Genomic DNA, 17957 nt, shown 5'->3' on the forward strand with positions numbered 1-17957 from the left:
ACAAATTCAAAATTTATCGTAAAAGCTATTAATTATGATGATATCAGTGTCGAACCAGACATGAGCTGCGAATTGTCAGCCTAGATGTGCTAATTCATGAAAAGCCTTGTCTGATCTAGAAGCATCACAGAACGATGCGATCACCCGTATCATGCCGATATTAATAATATGCAGATAGATCTGATGGCCGCAATATCATCATAAAGACTGTTTTATCCTAAGGCTGCGCCAAAACAGGGGATTGGAAGAGCGCATTTACAGTGAAAGTACAGGAAAAACATGTCGATTATCAAAGACATTAGCAATGTCTGGTACTACCAAAATACGAAAACACTCAGTATCCAAGAAACATCTAAGGATATAGGTCACAATTGCTCTCAGATATGCCGGATATAACACCTCTATCAAAAAAATAGTCTAGATTAGATAGTGCCTGTTAGATTAAGTTTGAACTACTACAACGATTGAAGGTTTCTGTTCACTGCTACGTTCTTGGCTCAGACCCAATCAGGGTATTTCACAAAAAAAACTGATACTTTTTAAAGTGGTACGTCGCTCTTAAATCATTTGTAGGGTTTGAGGGTGGATCTAATGCGTTGTCGCTATCCCCAAATTTTATATAAAGTCAGAGAATAATGTGATCGCCTTATTTGAAAAAGATGAAATTAATTCGATTGTTATTTTTAAAAGGCGAGTTATGGAAAAATTATTCATGTATAAATCAATAGCTAAATAAGTTGCGCCAGCCCATAACAAAAAGAGTAACTCGTAGAACAGCTGACCCTGTTTATTAAAGGCGATTTGAGCTATCTTGTCGTCTGACAATAAAAAGCTTTTATCATACTTGAAAAAGAAGATATATTTTCTCTTTGTGCTGGAAAAAGGGAAGAGGATCACGACAAAAATCGCTTTTTCATCCAATGCAATTACTCTGGCGGAAATCCAATCCTAGGGTTTTAAGAGTTGAGAACTAGAACACTCATATACCAGAGTCATTTCAGAGGCAGTGCCCCTGGACAGATTTCAATTCACTCGCCCGGATTAATGTTAACCTCTTCCAAGAGTCTCACTTCACTTTTGACTAGGGAGGGGACAAAATGCTCAATAAATAGCGTCTGTTAAAAAGATAACAGTTTATATAAAGCGATAGTGCTGCTATCACTCGAAGCATTGAAAAATTTAGCCGCTCAATTTTCAGCTTATTCTTTGATTATTCGAAAGAAGAGTCGAGAATTTCGTGAACAGTAAAGTGGGGATGGGAGGAAAATATTGATACTAAATCTGTTAAGATAAACTGCTTTTTATTTTATGGCCTTTAAAAGGCGAATTGAGTTTATGACAATGAGCAAAAATGGCCGCCGTCACGATAAAGCAGATATAGTTGGCTACTCCTCATAAGGTAACCCTCTGGGTAGATACCGGCTGTCAATGTATCGATAACAATATCCTAATACAAAAACTCTGAAAGGACCCATAAAAAACCCCTTATCTCCCCTACAGAAATAAAATAAAATATGTCTTTCCTCCGTATTAAGGTTAAACAGACCATCGCAGACTTTTTATTGACGATACCTTCCTTCTCATCAGCGCAGTCTTATGAAATTTCTATCTTACAATAGCGTGAAATTCACTTCAAAATTACCAAAAATCGTTTTTACTTCTACTATTAAACAACAAGTTTATTGCAACTGATTGATTTATCAAAGTTACACTTACACCCGCACAGCAAATTATACTGGAAAATCCCGCGCCTGAATTATGACAAGCACGTTGGCGACAGAATGCGTTGCTTTCTACTTTGGGGATGGTCAGAAAAAATAATTGAGCAGTCTCAGCACATCTATTCAATGCCTGCTTTACGTCATATTAAGATTATCTTACCCCAGAAAAGTTATCTTCATTGGAGTGATTAATAATGAATATATATGGTCATTTATGACACGAATTTTAGGGTGAAAGCATTTGATCATTGTTCGTATTTTCCTATATGTATGAATAAATATTATGATGCTCTTAAGTCTTTTAAAAAAGACTACCCATAAAATTTATATTAATAAATTTTATGGAGATAAAACATGGCATCTTATTCATTATGAGTGTCATCAACATTCAGCTGCTGGCGAACTACAATCTATTTTAGATATTTTCATAGAAAATAAAGATAAAATGAACCTAAATTATTTAAATTAACTAAAAATACCATCGCTCAAATTATGGTTTATAATATAAAATCTGATAATAACGAACGTCAAATAATCAAATCATTCACTGTTAAAACGAAAAAGAATAAGACAGAAAAGTTGTAGATGTTGAGTTGATTAATGTTAACTCAGCCGATTTGTTTGATGTTAATAAAGCATTAATAGCGAATATCAGTTCTATTAAAAACCTTAAAAGTGATGATCCATTACTGCTCAACATGTCGAAAGATTGGATCTCTTGGATCTCACAGTATGTGAAACCCCGCGCATGGCAATTTAAAAATTATGTATCCACTACAGTTGTAATTCAATTAAACATGTGAAGAAATCCGCCTCTGATAATGATATAGTTTCCCTATGGCTTAATTTTTTCGTCGCCAATATAACTTGTGCCATCAATCATCCCCGGATTTTTTACCACCCATGTAAATGGGTTTCATGTTACGATAAATCTTAAAATAGTAATTCATTAAAGTGGTATTTGCGATTAAAAGTATTTCAAATAAAAACGAGTAGTTAAAAAACATAGAAATACGTTTTTTTATGTTTACGACAAAATATGATGATAAATTCTATCCCACAGATAAAAGTATGTTAATTATTTTGAAGTTTAATATTTACGTTAACAGTTATCGCCTAAGAGTAAATCCTGATTCATAAGATGAATTTGATTTTACTCATTTTCCTTCTTACAAGGATCCGGGTAGCGACCGTCTAGCATCGCGGGTTTATATTGGTGATTTTGGTTTTCTATCACTAGGTGATTTTCCCGTATCAGGACGAGTCAAATCATGCCTGTCATCGGAAAAAGTTAATCTAAGTGGAACGCGAAGAAAAATCTTTGTATTTTAGATAGTCGCTTTCCCTAAAACAGCATGACCTAAAACGTCTATAATTTTTTCATTGATCACCTGAAATAAATTCGTATTTACGTCACTATGACTTGTAAAATTTGATGAAAATTTTGTACGGTTTTTGGTGTCTGATACTAAGTTCTCGCTAGAGAATCCCAATTAATTTTAGTACAAAAACTGCATTGATCTGCAAATCTGCGCCTTGTGGAGACAAGACTTGAAACAAATGTAGTCTATTCTGAAGACTCTAGAAAAAAGGAATCGTGATTTAAAAACCAAAGCATCAAAAAAATTTTATAAATTAACATATTTATAAGATATTTGATCTAACTAAATTTCTTTAACTTTTTTAACTATAACTGATTTTTAACCGCGATTTCGCGTTTGAATCTTATGGATAACTTTAGTTAATCCTCATATGGGAAAAAGGAGGAGCGATCGGTACGGTCAGAGAGCTATTAAAGCTGAGCAAACACTGTTGTAACATGTGCATGATCTGCGTTCCTGTTTTTCCAAAACCTACAAAAAACTTTTCGGCGGGAATTCCCTGCAACCACGATTTAGACACGTGCTTTAGCACTAATAAGGGAAATAGTATGAAAACATAAAACCCAATTCAGGTTATTGGTACTCGTCACGGCAAAAAACTTTATAAAGCGTTATTGAGCCGAGAAGAGAGAGCCAATGTTGCAGATATATGTGAATACTTCCTGGTATTCCCGGATCTTCGTGATTTGAATTACAGTAAATTTCTAGAACAGTACGAAGAAAAAATTTCACATACAGATGAATATAACTCACATAATACTGGCGCCTTGATGTAGAATAGGTGCAACATTTATTGTTCAAACTCGATTTTATTCACGCCATCCAGCGTGTTGAGTATGTTACACCAGAAGAATGATTATGAAAGTGATTATCAGAGGTATAAATAGATTTTTTGGAACAAATCTTTTCACTCATTTGGGTGAGAAAGGATATTGAGGTTTTTCTGTTTTCTCGGAAAGATGCGCTACACATTATGAACTCGATGTGTGTCTCAAGTTCATTTTTTCACTTTGCCGGAGTTAATCGATCTCAAATTTTTATCATAGTCGTCAGATGGAACCTATCCTCCATTGTTTCGATATCTAATTCTAGTGCGCATAGGGTATTGCTTGATATTTAAATGAGACTCATTTATTATAGCGGCGGTTTTTTATCGATTTTATCTTAGTTCTTCAGAATTTCTTAATACAGAAAAATTTGGTAAACGGAACAAAATTCAATCAATTCTTAACTACACAGAACAAATCTAAAGAAAAATTTTAGCGTTTTAAAAGCCCCATATTTTGCTCAACGTAAAAATGTCCCTGAGTCCCTCCGCTTTTTGAAGAGAGTTTTTCTGACACAAGATAATCGAAATCTATCTTAGAACTCCGTCATTTCATAGATGAAATGCTGTCTTTCTTGCACACATTACGGCAGTATAACTAGCCTACTATGTGGATTTCTCTTGGGAATAGACCATTTAGTGGCCTAAAATTCAAGAGAAAAAGGACAAATAAAATACTCATATGTGCAGTCGGTTGATGCATTAACTGATTTCAGTTTATTTTCTTTCTGGTATATATATTTCTGCTTCCATAGTTATTACTCTTTTTTACCAATTTTACATGTCTTATAAAATATCACTTTTATTTTGATAGTGTCTCAATAGATTTAACTATAATAGTAGCCTCTACAGTATATTCGATAAAAACGGGGTACTTGAAGCAGAGGGTTTATGATACGTAAATGCGCATCCGTAGACAGGAATACGAGCCTCATGAAGAACTCTGCTTCAATTAAGACGGTGTGCAGATTTTTTAGCGAATCTTAATTCTGCGGCGTAATTATCTCTTACATGAAGAGGGGTTATGATCTCCGGATATTCCCACGAATGACTTAATATCTGAATTAGTAATAGTTTCATAATAGATGGAGCTAATACCAATGTACATTTTCTCAATTGGAACACTATTATCTATCATTTATTACCTTTTACCTGACGGTTTGGCCGGGTTACCAAAAACAGTAAATCCAGAAGGCACACTCTTTGTTACAACCGACCCCATGCCTATAATGGCCCCCTGTCCGATAATAACAGGGCGCTTTGGGGTACCCTGCTTTATAACGGCCCCAGCCCCTATATAAGCATGATCCTCTATAATGACGCCGCCATTACATTTTACTGATGGACCAAAGGTTACGTAATCGCCTATTACACAGTCATGAGCCACATATGAATATGTGTTGGCGTGGAAGAATTTTCCGATTTTTGCGTTTGAGGTTATAGTAACGAAAGGGCAGAGTATTGAGCTGTCTTCAATATTTGAATTATCAAGAATGACTGTATTATCATGAGTTATAGTAAACGGCTTAGCCCCTCCTGAAATAAATTCATTAGCAATTTTTTCTCTAATTTGGCTATTGCCAATTGCAATGTTAAATAACTTTTTTTCAAAGTTAGAAGAAAAAAATTCCTCTTTAGATATCACTCGATATCCATTTACGATCTTAAGATTGTCATTATCATCAATAAATACAAGTTCAGAATTAACCACGGAATTGATCATCATTTTTTTGACCATAGGAATAACTTCACGTCCAAAACCACCAGCTCCTACGATGCCATAAATTTTCATTATAATCTCCAAATAATAATATTGTACCTGTCAGGATGCCTCAAAAATAAAAATTGCGATAGTCATGAAACACTGATCCATTCAAAACAGCCTACGTTGGGTATAGTATCCCAATGAATTTTGAGTTACGGTGAGGCGGTAATTAATCGAATCTCAAAAGTGTGTAGTATATGACTGCGATGAGTGCGAGCAGTCAAAATGGCTGTAAATTGTAAGGCGAATTATATATTTTGCCTTTAGATAAGATGATTCAGTGGACCGAGATAGAGTGGCCAGAATAATGTTCGCATTATTGCGAATAATGACATTAAACATCTTGCAAAAGATATTACTACAAATAGTTTGCGTTGATGAGGTAAAAAGCAAGTTAATATAATGATTATATAGAACATCTGCTATATAACGAGTCAAAGAATTAGCAACAATAAGTAGTTTAATGCATCACTATTGCTATAGCACTCGATAACATTCATGTTTTTCTTGCTTTAACTTTTTATAGATATCTGAATATTTTCAGGCACCTATAGAAATTTTAGTTATTATTAGCTTTTCTTTTGATGATGTGCTGAGCCCTCACAAAAGGGGGCTTCTCTGAGGCATGGTAGCTAATAGCCATGCCTTTACTCTAGGGTTAATTTAGGTAATTAGTGCGGTCTTCTTTTTTATCTGGATTTGCTACTAAACATACAATAGCATAAAGTATAATAATTGTTAGCGTCTAGAATCAACATGATTCTTAAATCTCATTATCACTCTCTATATAAGATAAACTACTACTTATTGTGAGTTACAATATACCCAAATATACCCTGCTCTTTTGAAGAGGCAGACCTGTTGGCCGCGGGGCTCACCTGAATCATGTAGTGTGTCGATACTTATTGGTTTCGCCCATTTGCCGCTGCACTGAATTTTGAAGTACTATGGGTATAAGTACTTCACGTGTGATTTTTACTGATTCGACGAGAGGAAAATATTTAGCGAATAGTGCAAAGTGTGGTTCAATGTTTAGAGTTTGATGGCGAAGCTGATCATGTGCACCTTATTTTAAAAAACGTCTTGAAATAATTTAATAATATTTATCAAGAAGTAAGGATTCTGTTTTACAATAATTTTTATGTCAAGCTAACTATTTTTTCTGGGAAAAGGTTATGTATCAAAGTGATTTAAAAGAGAGAGAATGGTTGATGCTCAAGGAGCATTTTGTAGTGGTCTAACAATGTTAAACACCCCCTTTTCTCCTTGGCCGTCTTTTACTGCCGAAGAGGCTGATGCTGTACGAAATGTAATTCTTTCAAACAAGGTAAACTACTGGACTGGTACTGAATGCAGGGAGTTTGAAAAAGAGTTTGCCGCTTGGGTAGGCACGGGATACGCAGTCGCACTGGCTAATGGCACCGTTGCACTCGACTTAGCGTTACGTACGTCTGGTATTGGTGCGGGGGATGAAGTGATCGTTACGTCACGGACGTTTCTCGCCTCTGTTTCTAGCATAGTAAATGCTGGCGCAATTCCAGTATTTGCAGATGTCGATCCTGACTCTCAAAATATTACAGCTGAGACTATTGAAGCGGTACTTACCTCCCGTACGCGTGCGGTTATTTGCGTCCACCTAGCCGGTTGGCCTTGTGATATGGACCAGATCATGGCGTTATCTAAATCCCATGATCTGAAAGTAATCGAAGACTGTGCCCAAGCTCATGGTGCTACCTATAAGGGCCGGGCCGTCGGTTCTATCGGTCACATCGGGGCTTGGTCGTTCTGCCAGGATAAAATCATGACTACGGCAGGAGAGGGTGGAATGGTGACAACGAACGACCGTGAGCTTTGGTCGGAAATGTGGGCATTCAAGGATCACGGTAAGAGTTGGGAAGCTGTTTATAAACGTGAGCATCCGCCGGGTTTTCGCTGGGTGCATGAAGGTTTTGGTACGAACTGGCGCATGCTGGAAGTGCAGGGCATTATTGGCCGTATCCAGCTGCGTAAGATCTCTTCATGGCGGGGTAAGCGTATTGCCAACGCAAAACGTATTTGGGAATGTGCTGCTGGGTTGAAGGGTTTGAGAGTACCTGCTATACCTGCAGATTGTGTACACGCTGCTTATAAATGTTATGTTTTTGTTGACCAAACACAGCTCAGGTCAAACTGGAGTCGTGATCGTATTCTGTCGGAAATAGCAGCACTCGGCGTTCCTTGTTTTTCTGGATCATGTTCAGAGGTGTACCTTGAAAAGGCTTTTGAAAATACGGGATTGTGTCCTTCTAAGCGCTTACCTGTTGCAAAATTGTTAGGTGAAACTAGCTTGATGTTTCTAGTTCATCCTACCCTGAGTGATATGGAAATCGACAAGACATGCGCTGTAGTGAAGACGGTGATGGAGTCAGCGGCAGGCGGGTGAGTGTGTTTTGTTGTTGAGTTGCATTCTTAGCGCTGCATTGAGGGCATATAATGCGTATTCTACTAAGAACCTGTTCAAAAGCTATTACGATCGCTGAATCCTTTCCTGCGTCAACTTTTTACTTTAAAACAAGCAGCTCAAAATGCTCATTTACTTAGTATAAACTCCGTTTTTACCCATTTTCCTTTTCTGGGCTTTTCTCATTAGGATTTTTAATAGGTTGTAACCGTACCGATAATGCAGTTGTATGCTAAATAAAGATTATTGGTTATTTCAATCATGAAGCGAAAACTTAAAAATCAAAATCAATTACTATTATTAAGTTGGAGATAGTATCTTGAAAGTAGCTCATTTGACCTCGGCGCATCCTCGATACGATATCCGTATCTTTCAAAAAGAATGCAGGACTCTGGTAGAGCACGGATATGATGTCTCTTTGATTGTGGCTGATGGTAAAGGAAACGAGCTCGTAGATGGCCTTAATATCGTCGATACAAGATTACTTCAAGGGCGTTTGAATCGTATTTTTCGTACTACTAGGTATGTACATAAAAAAGCATTAGACATTAATGCTGATATTTACCACTTGCACGATCCCGATCTACTGCCTATTGGTCTCAAGTTGAAAAAGAAAGGCAAGGTTGTCATCTTTGACGCTCATGAAGATGTGCCGCTACAGTTACTTGGTAAGCCTTATCTTCATCCGGTATTTCTTCGAATTATATCGCTTCTATTTTCCGTTTACGAGCGTTTCGTTTTCTCAAAACTTGACGGCATTATTACTGCGACGCCATTTATTCGTGATAAGTATTTAGCAATAAACCCTACTGCTACTGATATAAATAACTATCCTATGATTGGCGAACTTGATGCCGATGTACCATGGGAAAATAAAAAAAATGAAATTTGCTACGTGGGGGGCATAGCATATACCCGCGGGATCATGGAGGTGGTAACGTCTTTGGGGCTTTTGAAAATCCCTGTTCGCCTAAATCTGGTAGGTGAATTTTCGGAGACTGCTGTCGAAAAAGAAGTTAAAAAATTATCTGCGTGGTCCTATGTCAATTCATGTGGCCAGCTTGGGCGAAGTGAAGTTAGAGAGGTGTTAGGGCGCTCAATGGCGGGGTTGGTAACATATCACCCATTCCCTAATCACGTAGATGCACGACCTAATAAAATGTTTGAGTACATGTCTTCTGGCATACCTGTTATTGCTTCAAACTCCCCATTATGGCGCGACTTGATAGAGGGAAATGACTGCGGCATATGTGTGGATCCTTTGCAGCCACAGGCTATTGCTGATGCAATTAACTTTATTATTAATAACCCTGAACGTGCAAAACAGATGGGGCGTAACGGTCAACAAGCCGTTCATACACGTTACAATTGGGATGTTGAGGGAAAAAAGTTAATCGAGTTTTATAAAAAGTTCTAGTTTTTGGGGTTCAGGTGAAAATTTTTACTATTATTGGTGCGCGTCCTCAATTTATAAAAGCCAGTGTAGTTTCAATGGCTATTGCAAAACATGCAGCACTGGAAGAAATTATCTTACATACGGGTCAGCACTTTGACGCCAATATGTCCGATATTTTTTTTGAGCAGCTTGTTATTCCACCTCCTAATTACCAGTTGGGTATTCATGGCGGTTCGCATGGCGAAATGACAGGGCGCATGATGATTGAAATCGAGCAGGCTATGCTAAAGGAAAAACCTGATCTAATACTAGTTTATGGTGACACTAATTCGACACTCGCGGGTGCTTTGGTAGCAGTAAAGCTTCATATTCCGGTTGCGCATATTGAAGCAGGGCTCCGTAGTTATAATATGCGGATGCCAGAAGAAGTAAATCGAATTCTTACGGATCAGGTAAGCGATATACTTTTTTGCCCAACACAAACTGCGGTCGACAACTTGTATCGTGAAGGGTTTTCAAATAAGCCCGTTAAAGTGATAAATGTTGGTGACGTCATGCAGGATAGCGCATTGTATTTTGCGCGGGTAGCCACTCCGCCAAAAGACTTTACGTCATACCGCGGGTTTGTTCTCGCGACTTTACACCGGGCAGAAAACACTGATAATCTAGATAGACTTTCGGCAATTATTACGGCGCTGAATACTGTTCACACAACTGTAGTGCCAGTCATTATGCCGTTACACCCGCGTACTCGGTCGTTTATTGAGAAGGTAGGGATAAAACTAGAAGTGCATTCTATCGAGCCAGTAGGTTACCTAGAAATGATTTGGCTTTTGCAAAGAGCAGGTTTGGTACTCACAGATAGTGGTGGCCTACAAAAAGAAGCTTTTTTCTTCAATAAGGCGTGCGTAACAGTTCGTGATCAGACAGAGTGGGTAGAGCTCGTTGACTTGGGCGTTAACTTGTTGGTAAGCGCTAACAAAGAAAGCATAGTCGATGCCGTAAACACTCATTTGAATAGGCTCGTTAACGATAGTGCCCAGGTTTACGGTGGTGGGTTGGCAGCAAGTAGAATTGCCCAACATCTTGCTAATGCTTGAAAATGCTGGTTCTAGTCATCAATTTTCACAAAAGAAGCGCTAGAGCAATTTTGATTTTTTGATTCATCAAACATTTCTTTATTTTTAATTTTTATGATTTATTTGAAATTTTTATACACACTTTGAAAGCAGAGTGAATGAAAACAGCTCTAGCGTAGACTAACCGAACAATGTTAAATTTATGCCGATTGAGTGAAAGCCATTAAAAATATTTCTTGTCTGGTAATATCTTAACCGGAGAAAATTAAGTATTTTAAAAAATTCTATAGACTCCAAATTTTAGAGTACTGCAATATGACGATCTTTACTTCAAAGGCATTCAACTGGTTTTGTTTTATTTTAAAGAAATGATTTGGCATAAATTTACATTGCCTTATCAAAATAAGGCGTTGAGACTCTCTTTAGCAGGACAAAAAAGAATTATATCTTATTTACAAGATTAAACGAGTCTTTCTTGCAATCTCGTTCTGATATTCCTTGTTGTTTGTTGGATGCGAAAAAAGCTGGTTGACATAGTGTACTTGATTTCCTATATCCTTACCTATAGTTTATATCTTATCTGAGTCATTAATTATTTAAATTTTAGGTAACTTTGAGATTCATTATGATATACTAGGAGTAATTTATTAGGTGCTTAATCGTATTAAAGAAATTGGCCGAACAGATTTAGATTGTCATGACCTATTTCCTGCCGCGAATTTGCATTCCTATAAAATAATTATGTTGAAAGGAGCTATTGTTGATGAATAGTTATATATTTTAACTCAGGTGATTAAACGAATTTGGCCACAATAAAAACTAAAAGAACATAATTTAATACTAAAGTCTCTCATAATGTGTATAGATTTAGTTATTATTGCACCCCTTGATTATCACTATGCCGGATAATATTGGTTGATTTAGTTAAGTATATAAATTTAAAAACGTTAATACATGCAACTTATCTAAAATTGACTAGCTATAAATAATTTATTTTTTTCTGATCCGTATAATACGTTTAATTATCTAATGGATATTTTAAAAATAATTTACAAAGTGCTTTGTATTTTATTTGCGGACGCACTCATGAAGAAACAGATGTGTTGTATAATCCAGAATATTCTGTTATCCGTAATTTAATGCGTCGTATAAATAATAGTAGTCATTAAATTGGCTTACATTCTAGTTATGCTACCTATCAGCGTCCAGGTATGATCAGAGGCGGAGATAGAAGATTAAAAAAAATTGTGTATAAGAAAATATAGAACAGCCTTTCTGGCTAGGGGATGCACCACTTACGATAAGAGCATCAGACAACGCTTCAGGCATGGAATGATGCCTGTATGGATTATGATCCTACACTTGGTTATGCTGACCAACCTAGTTTTCATTGTGGCACTTGTTTTGAATACCCAGCATGTAATCTACTTAACTAGAGACTACTAACTATTCGTATCCTTCCGTTGATAGTAATGGATGATACTATCATTGGATCTTTAGGATTAGGGACGGACAAAGCAGCATTAAATAAAATTTAATCACTAAAAATTATGCAATAAAACCAATGGTTCTTTCACTTTGTTATGGCATAATTCTTCTTGCATATCTAATAAATTAAAAGAATTATATCTAGATTGCTTGACTCAAAATTAGGACTGACGCAATTTTTAGATAAACAGGAGTAAATTCTGTAGAGGGTGTTAGATGAAAGAACACCGCTTAAACTAACGATGGTAAGTCAGATAAATTACACGCTGACGAATTTTTTATTCATGAGAATAAGCAGGCCTATCCGGTAAAACTTTTATGCCAAGTTATGCAAGTGCGTCTGAGCACTTTCTATGAATGGCCGTGTAAACCGTTCATGACAAAACCAGCAAATACGATCGCGCTTGAAGATGTAACATCTATAACTGTTTATAGAGTATAAAAAACGTTAGGCTCTAGAAGGTTAAGGATAAAAATTAATAAATTAGGATTTTTGGTTGGTCGCTATAAAGTACGAAAACTTATGAAAGATTTAACGTTATTTTCCCGTTATCCAAATAGACTTATGGTTGGCGTCCTAGATAAGAAAATTGGTTCGATGAGCAAGTTTGGTGAGCGTTAATATAAAAAATGGCTATTGGCGAAGTATTGCCTCTGTATTTACAGGCTCTATTGTCGCTCAGATTATCCCTGTTCTCGGCACCCTGATACTTGCCCGAATATGTTCTCCTAGCGAGTTTGGACTGTACGCCTCGTGGTTAGGAGTAGTGCTTTGCATAAGTGTGATAATAACAGGTAGGTTTGAAACCTCTCTGGCTATTGAGGAAGATGGTGATTCCCGCAAGTTTTCGTTTGTTGCAACGTTAATCACGTCATGTACTGTATCATTGTTTTTATTAATTCTATTGTCGGTGGTAGCGGCTTCATACCCTGCTATCTCAGAAAAGATAGCGCTATCACTATCGTTGTGTTCCATTCCAACAGCTTTGACTGTTGCAGTTGTGCAAACATGGCAATCTTGGGCTGCAGCAGAGGGGTCTTATCGAAAACTTAGCATTATGAGGATCACAAATGCCTCAGCTATAATCTTGTCACAGCTTACTTTTAGTTTTTTTCAGTTCAGCGGCGCTATGATGCTGGCATTTGGTTACTTTTCTGGCGGGCTAATCACTTGCGCCCTTTGCGCCAAGCTCATGCCGGTTGGCAAGATACCGACGGAGTACAAAAAAATTGAGGCAATAAAAGCATTTTGGTATAGGCAACGTCGATTTCCACTACTGTCGCTGCCTGCAGACGCTATTAACTCTGCAGCTACGCAATTACCAATTATTATCGTAGCGAGTCGCTTTGGGGCGGAAGCTACTGGTTCGTTGGCTATGACGTTACGAATATTGGGCGCTCCGATAGGGTTGTTAGGGAAGTCAGTACTCGATGTATTTAAACGGCACGCAGCCACCCACTATCGCGAGTTTGGTGAATGTCGTGACATTTATATTAAAAACTTTAAAATATTGTTGATTGGGTCGTTAGTTTTTGTATTTGTAATGTTTTTTCTCAGCGAGACACTATTCGTTATTGCGTTCGGCGAGCAATGGCGTTTTTCGGGTACTATCGTGATATGGATGTTGCCGTATTTTGCTCTTTCTTTCGTTGCAAGTCCGCTGAGCTATATAGTTTACATCTCCAACAAACAGTATTTAGACCTTTTTTGGCAGATATCTCTATTCACAATGACTTGCATATCTCTGATTGTTCCTGAGCAATATGCAGATGCACTCAAAATTTATAGTGGCGGGTATGCCTTGCTCTACGTCATCTATATAGTCATGTCATACCGCTTTAGCTTAGGGGACAAAAAATGATCGCGATCGTTGACTACGATATCGGTAACATAGCCGCGGTATTTAATATGTTGATGCGTTTGGGGCTCCGCTCTATTGTGACCGCGAAGATCCAAGATATCGAGCGGGCCAGTAAGATTATTTTGCCAGGTAACGGTGCATTCGACGCTTGTATGAAAAATTTACGAGCGAGTGGCCTGATACCCGTTTTAGAGGAAAAAGTACTGGCGCAAAAGGTTCCTCTTCTTGGTATCTGTGTAGGGGCGCAAATGTTGGGTACCAAAAGTGAAGAAGGTGAAGAGTCAGGTCTCGGTTGGTTGAATCTGCAGGTTAGCAGGTTTCCTGATATTAATGGCTTGCGGATTCCACATATGGGATGGACAGAGGTTTGGGCACATAATAAAAATAAAAATAACCCTTTGCTTGAGGATATGGTGGCTGACGCTCGGTTTTACTTCGTTCACAGCTATTACATGACTCCAAATAATCCTGAGGAGATAATGTTCAGCGCGAAGTACGGAATCGAGTTTGCTGCCGGAGTTAGCCGGGATAATATTGCTGGGGTCCAGTTTCACCCAGAAAAAAGTCATCGATTCGGCAAGAAGTTGCTAAATTCATTCGCTCGAGGTCTATAAATGCATCACGCACGCGTCATCCCTTGTTTGCTGATACATGGGAATGGTTTAGTTAAAACAAAGAAATTCAAGGATCCTGTTTATATTGGTGACCCTGTCAATACGGTAAAAATATTCAGCGATAAAGAAGCTGATGAAATTATTGTGCTTGATATAGATTCGTCGAAGAACGGTAGTGAAATCAACTATCAGTTGATTGAAGAAATGGCAGGAGAGGCATTCATGCCTATGGCCTATGGTGGCGGTGTCAGAACACTTTCCCAGATTAAGCAGCTTCTCAGGCTTGGTATAGAAAAAATTGTTATCAATACAGCTGCAGTTAATTCTATCAATATTATACGTGAAGCTGCTGATATTTTTGGTAGTCAAGCCGTCGTGGGCGCGATCGACATTAAAAAAAACTTATTTGGGTGCTACAAGTTGTGTGTGAAATCGGCCAGTGTCGACGTAAAGCGCAGTATCGATGATCATGTAGATGATTTGGTTGCAGCAGGCGCTGGAGAGATATTTATTAATAATGTTGATCGTGATGGGATGATGGTCGGCTATGATCTTAAACCAATACTAAGCATCACCAGTAAAGTGAACGTACCTATAGTGATAAGTGGTGGCGCAGGCTCGGTTGATGACCTTTCGTATGCTATCCGTGAAGGGAAAGTAACTGGCGTTGTTGCGGGAAGTATGTTTGTTTTTCATGGAAGGCATCGCGCGGTTCTAATAAATTATCCGACAGATATTGTCATATAGGAATTTAAACGTGTCCAAGGAACCTGATGTCCCGTATTGAAAGATTTTCCGTAGTTGCTTTACTAATGCTATTCCCTGGTGCTTTTTTCTATCATGTGGGCACCGGGCTTGGGTGTATCCCCCGAGTTCTTGGGGGCTATATCAGTATCGTAGGTGCCTCTCTTCTTTTTATTTTCCTCGCCAACTCAGTATTAACAACTATAAAAAATCGGACAGTCAAAAAACATGACTTGGCATTTTATATATTCATAGTTTCATTTGGAGCCATATCAGCATACAGCTACATCAATGGCAAACACGTCGAAAACGCGCAAAAAAATTTCCTGTTGTTTATAAATCTATTCGTGTGTTTTTACATATTTAAAAATATAAACCTTACAGATGAAAGCTTTAAAAAAATCATCACTACAGCAACTCTATTAATGAGTACGACGATAATTTATCTATCTTCTGACGGCCGCTTTTCAATTGATTTTTTGTCCTCCACCCCCGAGATCGTTGCAAACTACCAAACCTTTGCGCTCGCATATATATGCCCATTAGCTTTGACAATAGGAAAGACCAAATCAAGGTTTTACAGGAATGTTATTTTCGCTATCGGAATGGTGTGCTTATACCTTAACAGCGCCCGGAGCGAATTTGTCGCGATAGTAATATTCTTTCTTGTTTCTGAGGCTATCACATCGAGATACAGATACAGAATAGTGACGTTCATTGCAACTATTGCGCTTGTGGCAATTGTACTAGTAACGCTAGTATCAATTGACCAAGAACTTGCAGACAACCGAATTACGAACCTTATAGACTTATCTAAGGATGAATCATCAAACATTCGGGATAAAATCTCCAGAGAAGGATTCAAAAAAATACTGGAAAATCCGGTGATTGGAGACTATGGAAACTATGAACACGGTTATTACATACACAATATTCTTTCGGCGTGGCAAGAATTAGGTATTTTCGGGTTTGCGTATTTCTGCCTAATGCTTTATGTCCCGACAAAAAGATTTGCTTGGAACGCTTTAAAATATGGTGACAGCTCCAGAAGTACAACGCTTTGCCTAGGGATGCTCTCGGCTACGGTCGTGTTACTGATATTCGGAAAGTACTTTGCCTACCCTCTCGTCGCTGTAGCACTTGGGATGGCATCAAGCGAGTACAACTTCCGTTTAATTGCTGTCAAACAAGATGAATTTTACCGCGTATCCAGCCAAAAGGGACAATAATATAAATTAGATGGCCTTTAATAACAATATTTTATTCGTATCGCACAATAAGAGTAGTTTTAGTCGCCTATGTGCATTTTATTTGGGACATGGCGATGGACTATATGCATTTCTCCTAGGACAGAGCCTATCTTAGTAATTGAACAGGCTGTGAACACTGCCTTTCTTTCATCAGGACTCAGCTTTCTTATCGGAGTTATGGTTTGCAGTAAAAAAAATCCAGGACAATATTTATGTTTAAAAAAAACACTGAATACAAAATGTGCACTGCCTGTGTAATGGATACATCAGATGAGATGATTCAGTTTGACTCCGATGGCGTATGCAATCATTGCCTGAAGTTTAAAAATCTCTCTAAGACTAGCTGGTTTCCTGGGGAAGATGGCAAAGTAAAATGGCGGGAGATTGTAGAAAGAATCAAGTCGTCCGGCGAAGGCAAGGATTACGATTGTATTCTAGGCCTCAGCGGTGGCGTGGATAGCTCTTATTTAGCCATTAAGCTGAAGGATTTTGGTCTCCGTCCCCTTGTGGTTCATATTGATGCCGGTTGGAATAGTGAGCTCGCTGTAGCTAATATTGAAGCCATAGTCAAATACTGTGGGTATGATTTGCACACTCATGTTGTAGACTGGGAAGAGATGCGTGATTTGCATTTGTCATACCTCCGAGCTGGGGTTTCTAATCAAGACGTTCCGCAGGATCATATCTTTTTTTCGAGCCTTTATCATTTTGCGATAAAAAATGGCATCAAATATATTTTGTCAGGCGGAAATTTTGCCACTGAAGGCGTGTCCCCATATTCCTGGCACGGCACGGCAATGGATGCAATTAATTTAAAGGCCATTCATAAAAAGTATGGCACAGGAAAAATAAAGAACTATAAAACGATCAGTTTTTTCCAATACTATATTTGGTATCCACTATTTCAAAAAATGCGAACTGTTCGCCCACTTAATTTCATGCCATATGATAAAGAGTTTTCAATGGCAGAACTGAAGCGTACAGTCGGTTACAAGCCTTACGCGCGAAAGCATGGGGAATCCCAATTTACCAAACTGTTCCAAAATTACTATTTACCAGTGAAATTTGGCTATGATAAGCGTCGGCCACACTTTTCGAGCTTGATAGTATCCGGGCAGATGACAAGGGAAATCGCAATTGAAAAGCTCAAGGAGCCTCTTTATGATCCAGCTCAGATTGAGCTAGATATCTCATATTTCTGTAAGAAATTGAGGATCTCTCGTGACGAATTTGAAGGCTTTATGAGCGCTCCAATCCACCATTACACTGATTTTCCTAATTGGGATAGAATGTATCGTGTTGTCAAATTATTGCAAAAGTTTGTTGCCTTCCTAACAGGGAAACGGTGGAATATCTATTCCTGAATATGTATCAGGTTTAATGCCGGTAG

Annotated in this window: 10 protein-coding genes and 1 pseudogene; 10 read left to right on the forward strand and 1 reads right to left on the reverse strand. The window is 38.0% G+C overall.

Translation table 11 applies throughout. The features are described from left to right. The first annotated feature begins 3789 nt into the window (after positions 1–3789). The gene (locus CICURV3402_RS07780) at positions 3790–3879 is read left to right on the forward strand and encodes a hypothetical protein (RefSeq protein WP_407079090.1); all 90 of its coding nucleotides are present in this window, start codon (positions 3790–3792) and stop codon (positions 3877–3879) included. Between the two features lie 1191 nt (positions 3880–5070). Here the strand turns inward: CICURV3402_RS07780 and CICURV3402_RS06125 are convergent. Continuing rightward, entirely contained in the window at positions 5071–5721 is a 651-nt protein-coding gene (locus CICURV3402_RS06125) for an acetyltransferase (protein WP_158380262.1), read from the reverse strand. A 1177-nt stretch (positions 5722–6898) separates the two neighbouring features. Here CICURV3402_RS06125 and CICURV3402_RS06130 point away from each other — a divergent pair. The 9 genes and pseudogenes from CICURV3402_RS06130 to CICURV3402_RS06165 all read left to right on the forward strand — a co-directional run bounded on the left by CICURV3402_RS06130 (position 6899) and on the right by CICURV3402_RS06165 (position 17931). Continuing rightward, positions 6899–8116, forward strand: coding sequence for a DegT/DnrJ/EryC1/StrS family aminotransferase (locus tag CICURV3402_RS06130; protein WP_222837059.1), 1218 nt, complete (start codon positions 6899–6901; stop codon positions 8114–8116). A 337-nt stretch (positions 8117–8453) separates the two neighbouring features. Continuing rightward, entirely contained in the window at positions 8454–9551 is a 1098-nt protein-coding gene (locus tag CICURV3402_RS06135) for a glycosyltransferase family 4 protein (RefSeq protein ID WP_222837060.1), read from the forward strand. A gap of 14 nt (positions 9552–9565) precedes the next feature. Continuing rightward, complete coding sequence (gene wecB / locus CICURV3402_RS06140; protein WP_158380264.1) at positions 9566–10630, forward strand: non-hydrolyzing UDP-N-acetylglucosamine 2-epimerase; 1065 nt, start codon at positions 9566–9568, stop codon at positions 10628–10630. Between the two features lie 1924 nt (positions 10631–12554). After that, positions 12555–12719, forward strand: a pseudogene (locus CICURV3402_RS07785) (hypothetical protein); the annotation flags it as partial. Next, complete coding sequence (locus CICURV3402_RS06145; protein ID WP_187306998.1) at positions 12709–13959, forward strand: oligosaccharide flippase family protein; 1251 nt, start codon at positions 12709–12711, stop codon at positions 13957–13959. The pseudogene CICURV3402_RS07785 and the gene CICURV3402_RS06145, both read left to right, overlap by 11 nt. Continuing rightward, positions 13956–14573 (forward strand): imidazole glycerol phosphate synthase subunit HisH, encoded by a 618-nt coding sequence (gene hisH / locus CICURV3402_RS06150; protein ID WP_158380266.1) that lies wholly within the window; start codon positions 13956–13958, stop codon positions 14571–14573. Before CICURV3402_RS06145 ends, hisH begins: the two co-directional genes overlap by 4 nt. Continuing rightward, positions 14574–15320 carry an AglZ/HisF2 family acetamidino modification protein gene (locus tag CICURV3402_RS06155; protein WP_158380267.1) on the forward strand — a complete coding sequence of 249 codons (747 nt, stop codon included), beginning with the start codon at positions 14574–14576 and terminating at the stop codon, positions 15318–15320. Between the two features lie 26 nt (positions 15321–15346). After that, positions 15347–16546, forward strand: a complete 1200-nt coding sequence (locus CICURV3402_RS06160) for an O-antigen ligase family protein (protein ID WP_158380268.1) — start codon at positions 15347–15349, stop codon at positions 16544–16546. A 233-nt stretch (positions 16547–16779) separates the two neighbouring features. Further along, entirely contained in the window at positions 16780–17931 is a 1152-nt protein-coding gene (locus CICURV3402_RS06165; protein ID WP_158380269.1) for an N-acetyl sugar amidotransferase, read from the forward strand. The last annotated feature ends 26 nt before the right edge of the window (positions 17932–17957 follow it).

Source organism: Candidatus Williamhamiltonella defendens (genome assembly GCF_900699045.1).
Classification (GTDB): Bacteria; Pseudomonadota; Gammaproteobacteria; order Enterobacterales; family Enterobacteriaceae; genus Hamiltonella; species Hamiltonella defensa_A.

What these genes read in the sequence shown, in the direction of transcription:
- CICURV3402_RS06125 (WP_158380262.1), bottom strand. Translation starts at nt 5,721, where the DNA reads ATGAAAATTTATGGCATCGTAGGAGCTGGTGGTTTTGGACGTGAAGTT.
- CICURV3402_RS06130 (WP_222837059.1), top strand. Translation starts at nt 6,899, where the DNA reads ATGGTTGATGCTCAAGGAGCATTTTGTAGTGGTCTAACAATGTTAAAC.
- hisH (WP_158380266.1), top strand. Translation starts at nt 13,956, where the DNA reads ATGATCGCGATCGTTGACTACGATATCGGTAACATAGCCGCGGTATTT.
- CICURV3402_RS06155 (WP_158380267.1), top strand. Translation starts at nt 14,574, where the DNA reads ATGCATCACGCACGCGTCATCCCTTGTTTGCTGATACATGGGAATGGT.
- CICURV3402_RS06160 (WP_158380268.1), top strand. Translation starts at nt 15,347, where the DNA reads ATGTCCCGTATTGAAAGATTTTCCGTAGTTGCTTTACTAATGCTATTC.
- CICURV3402_RS06165 (WP_158380269.1), top strand. Translation starts at nt 16,780, where the DNA reads ATGTTTAAAAAAAACACTGAATACAAAATGTGCACTGCCTGTGTAATG.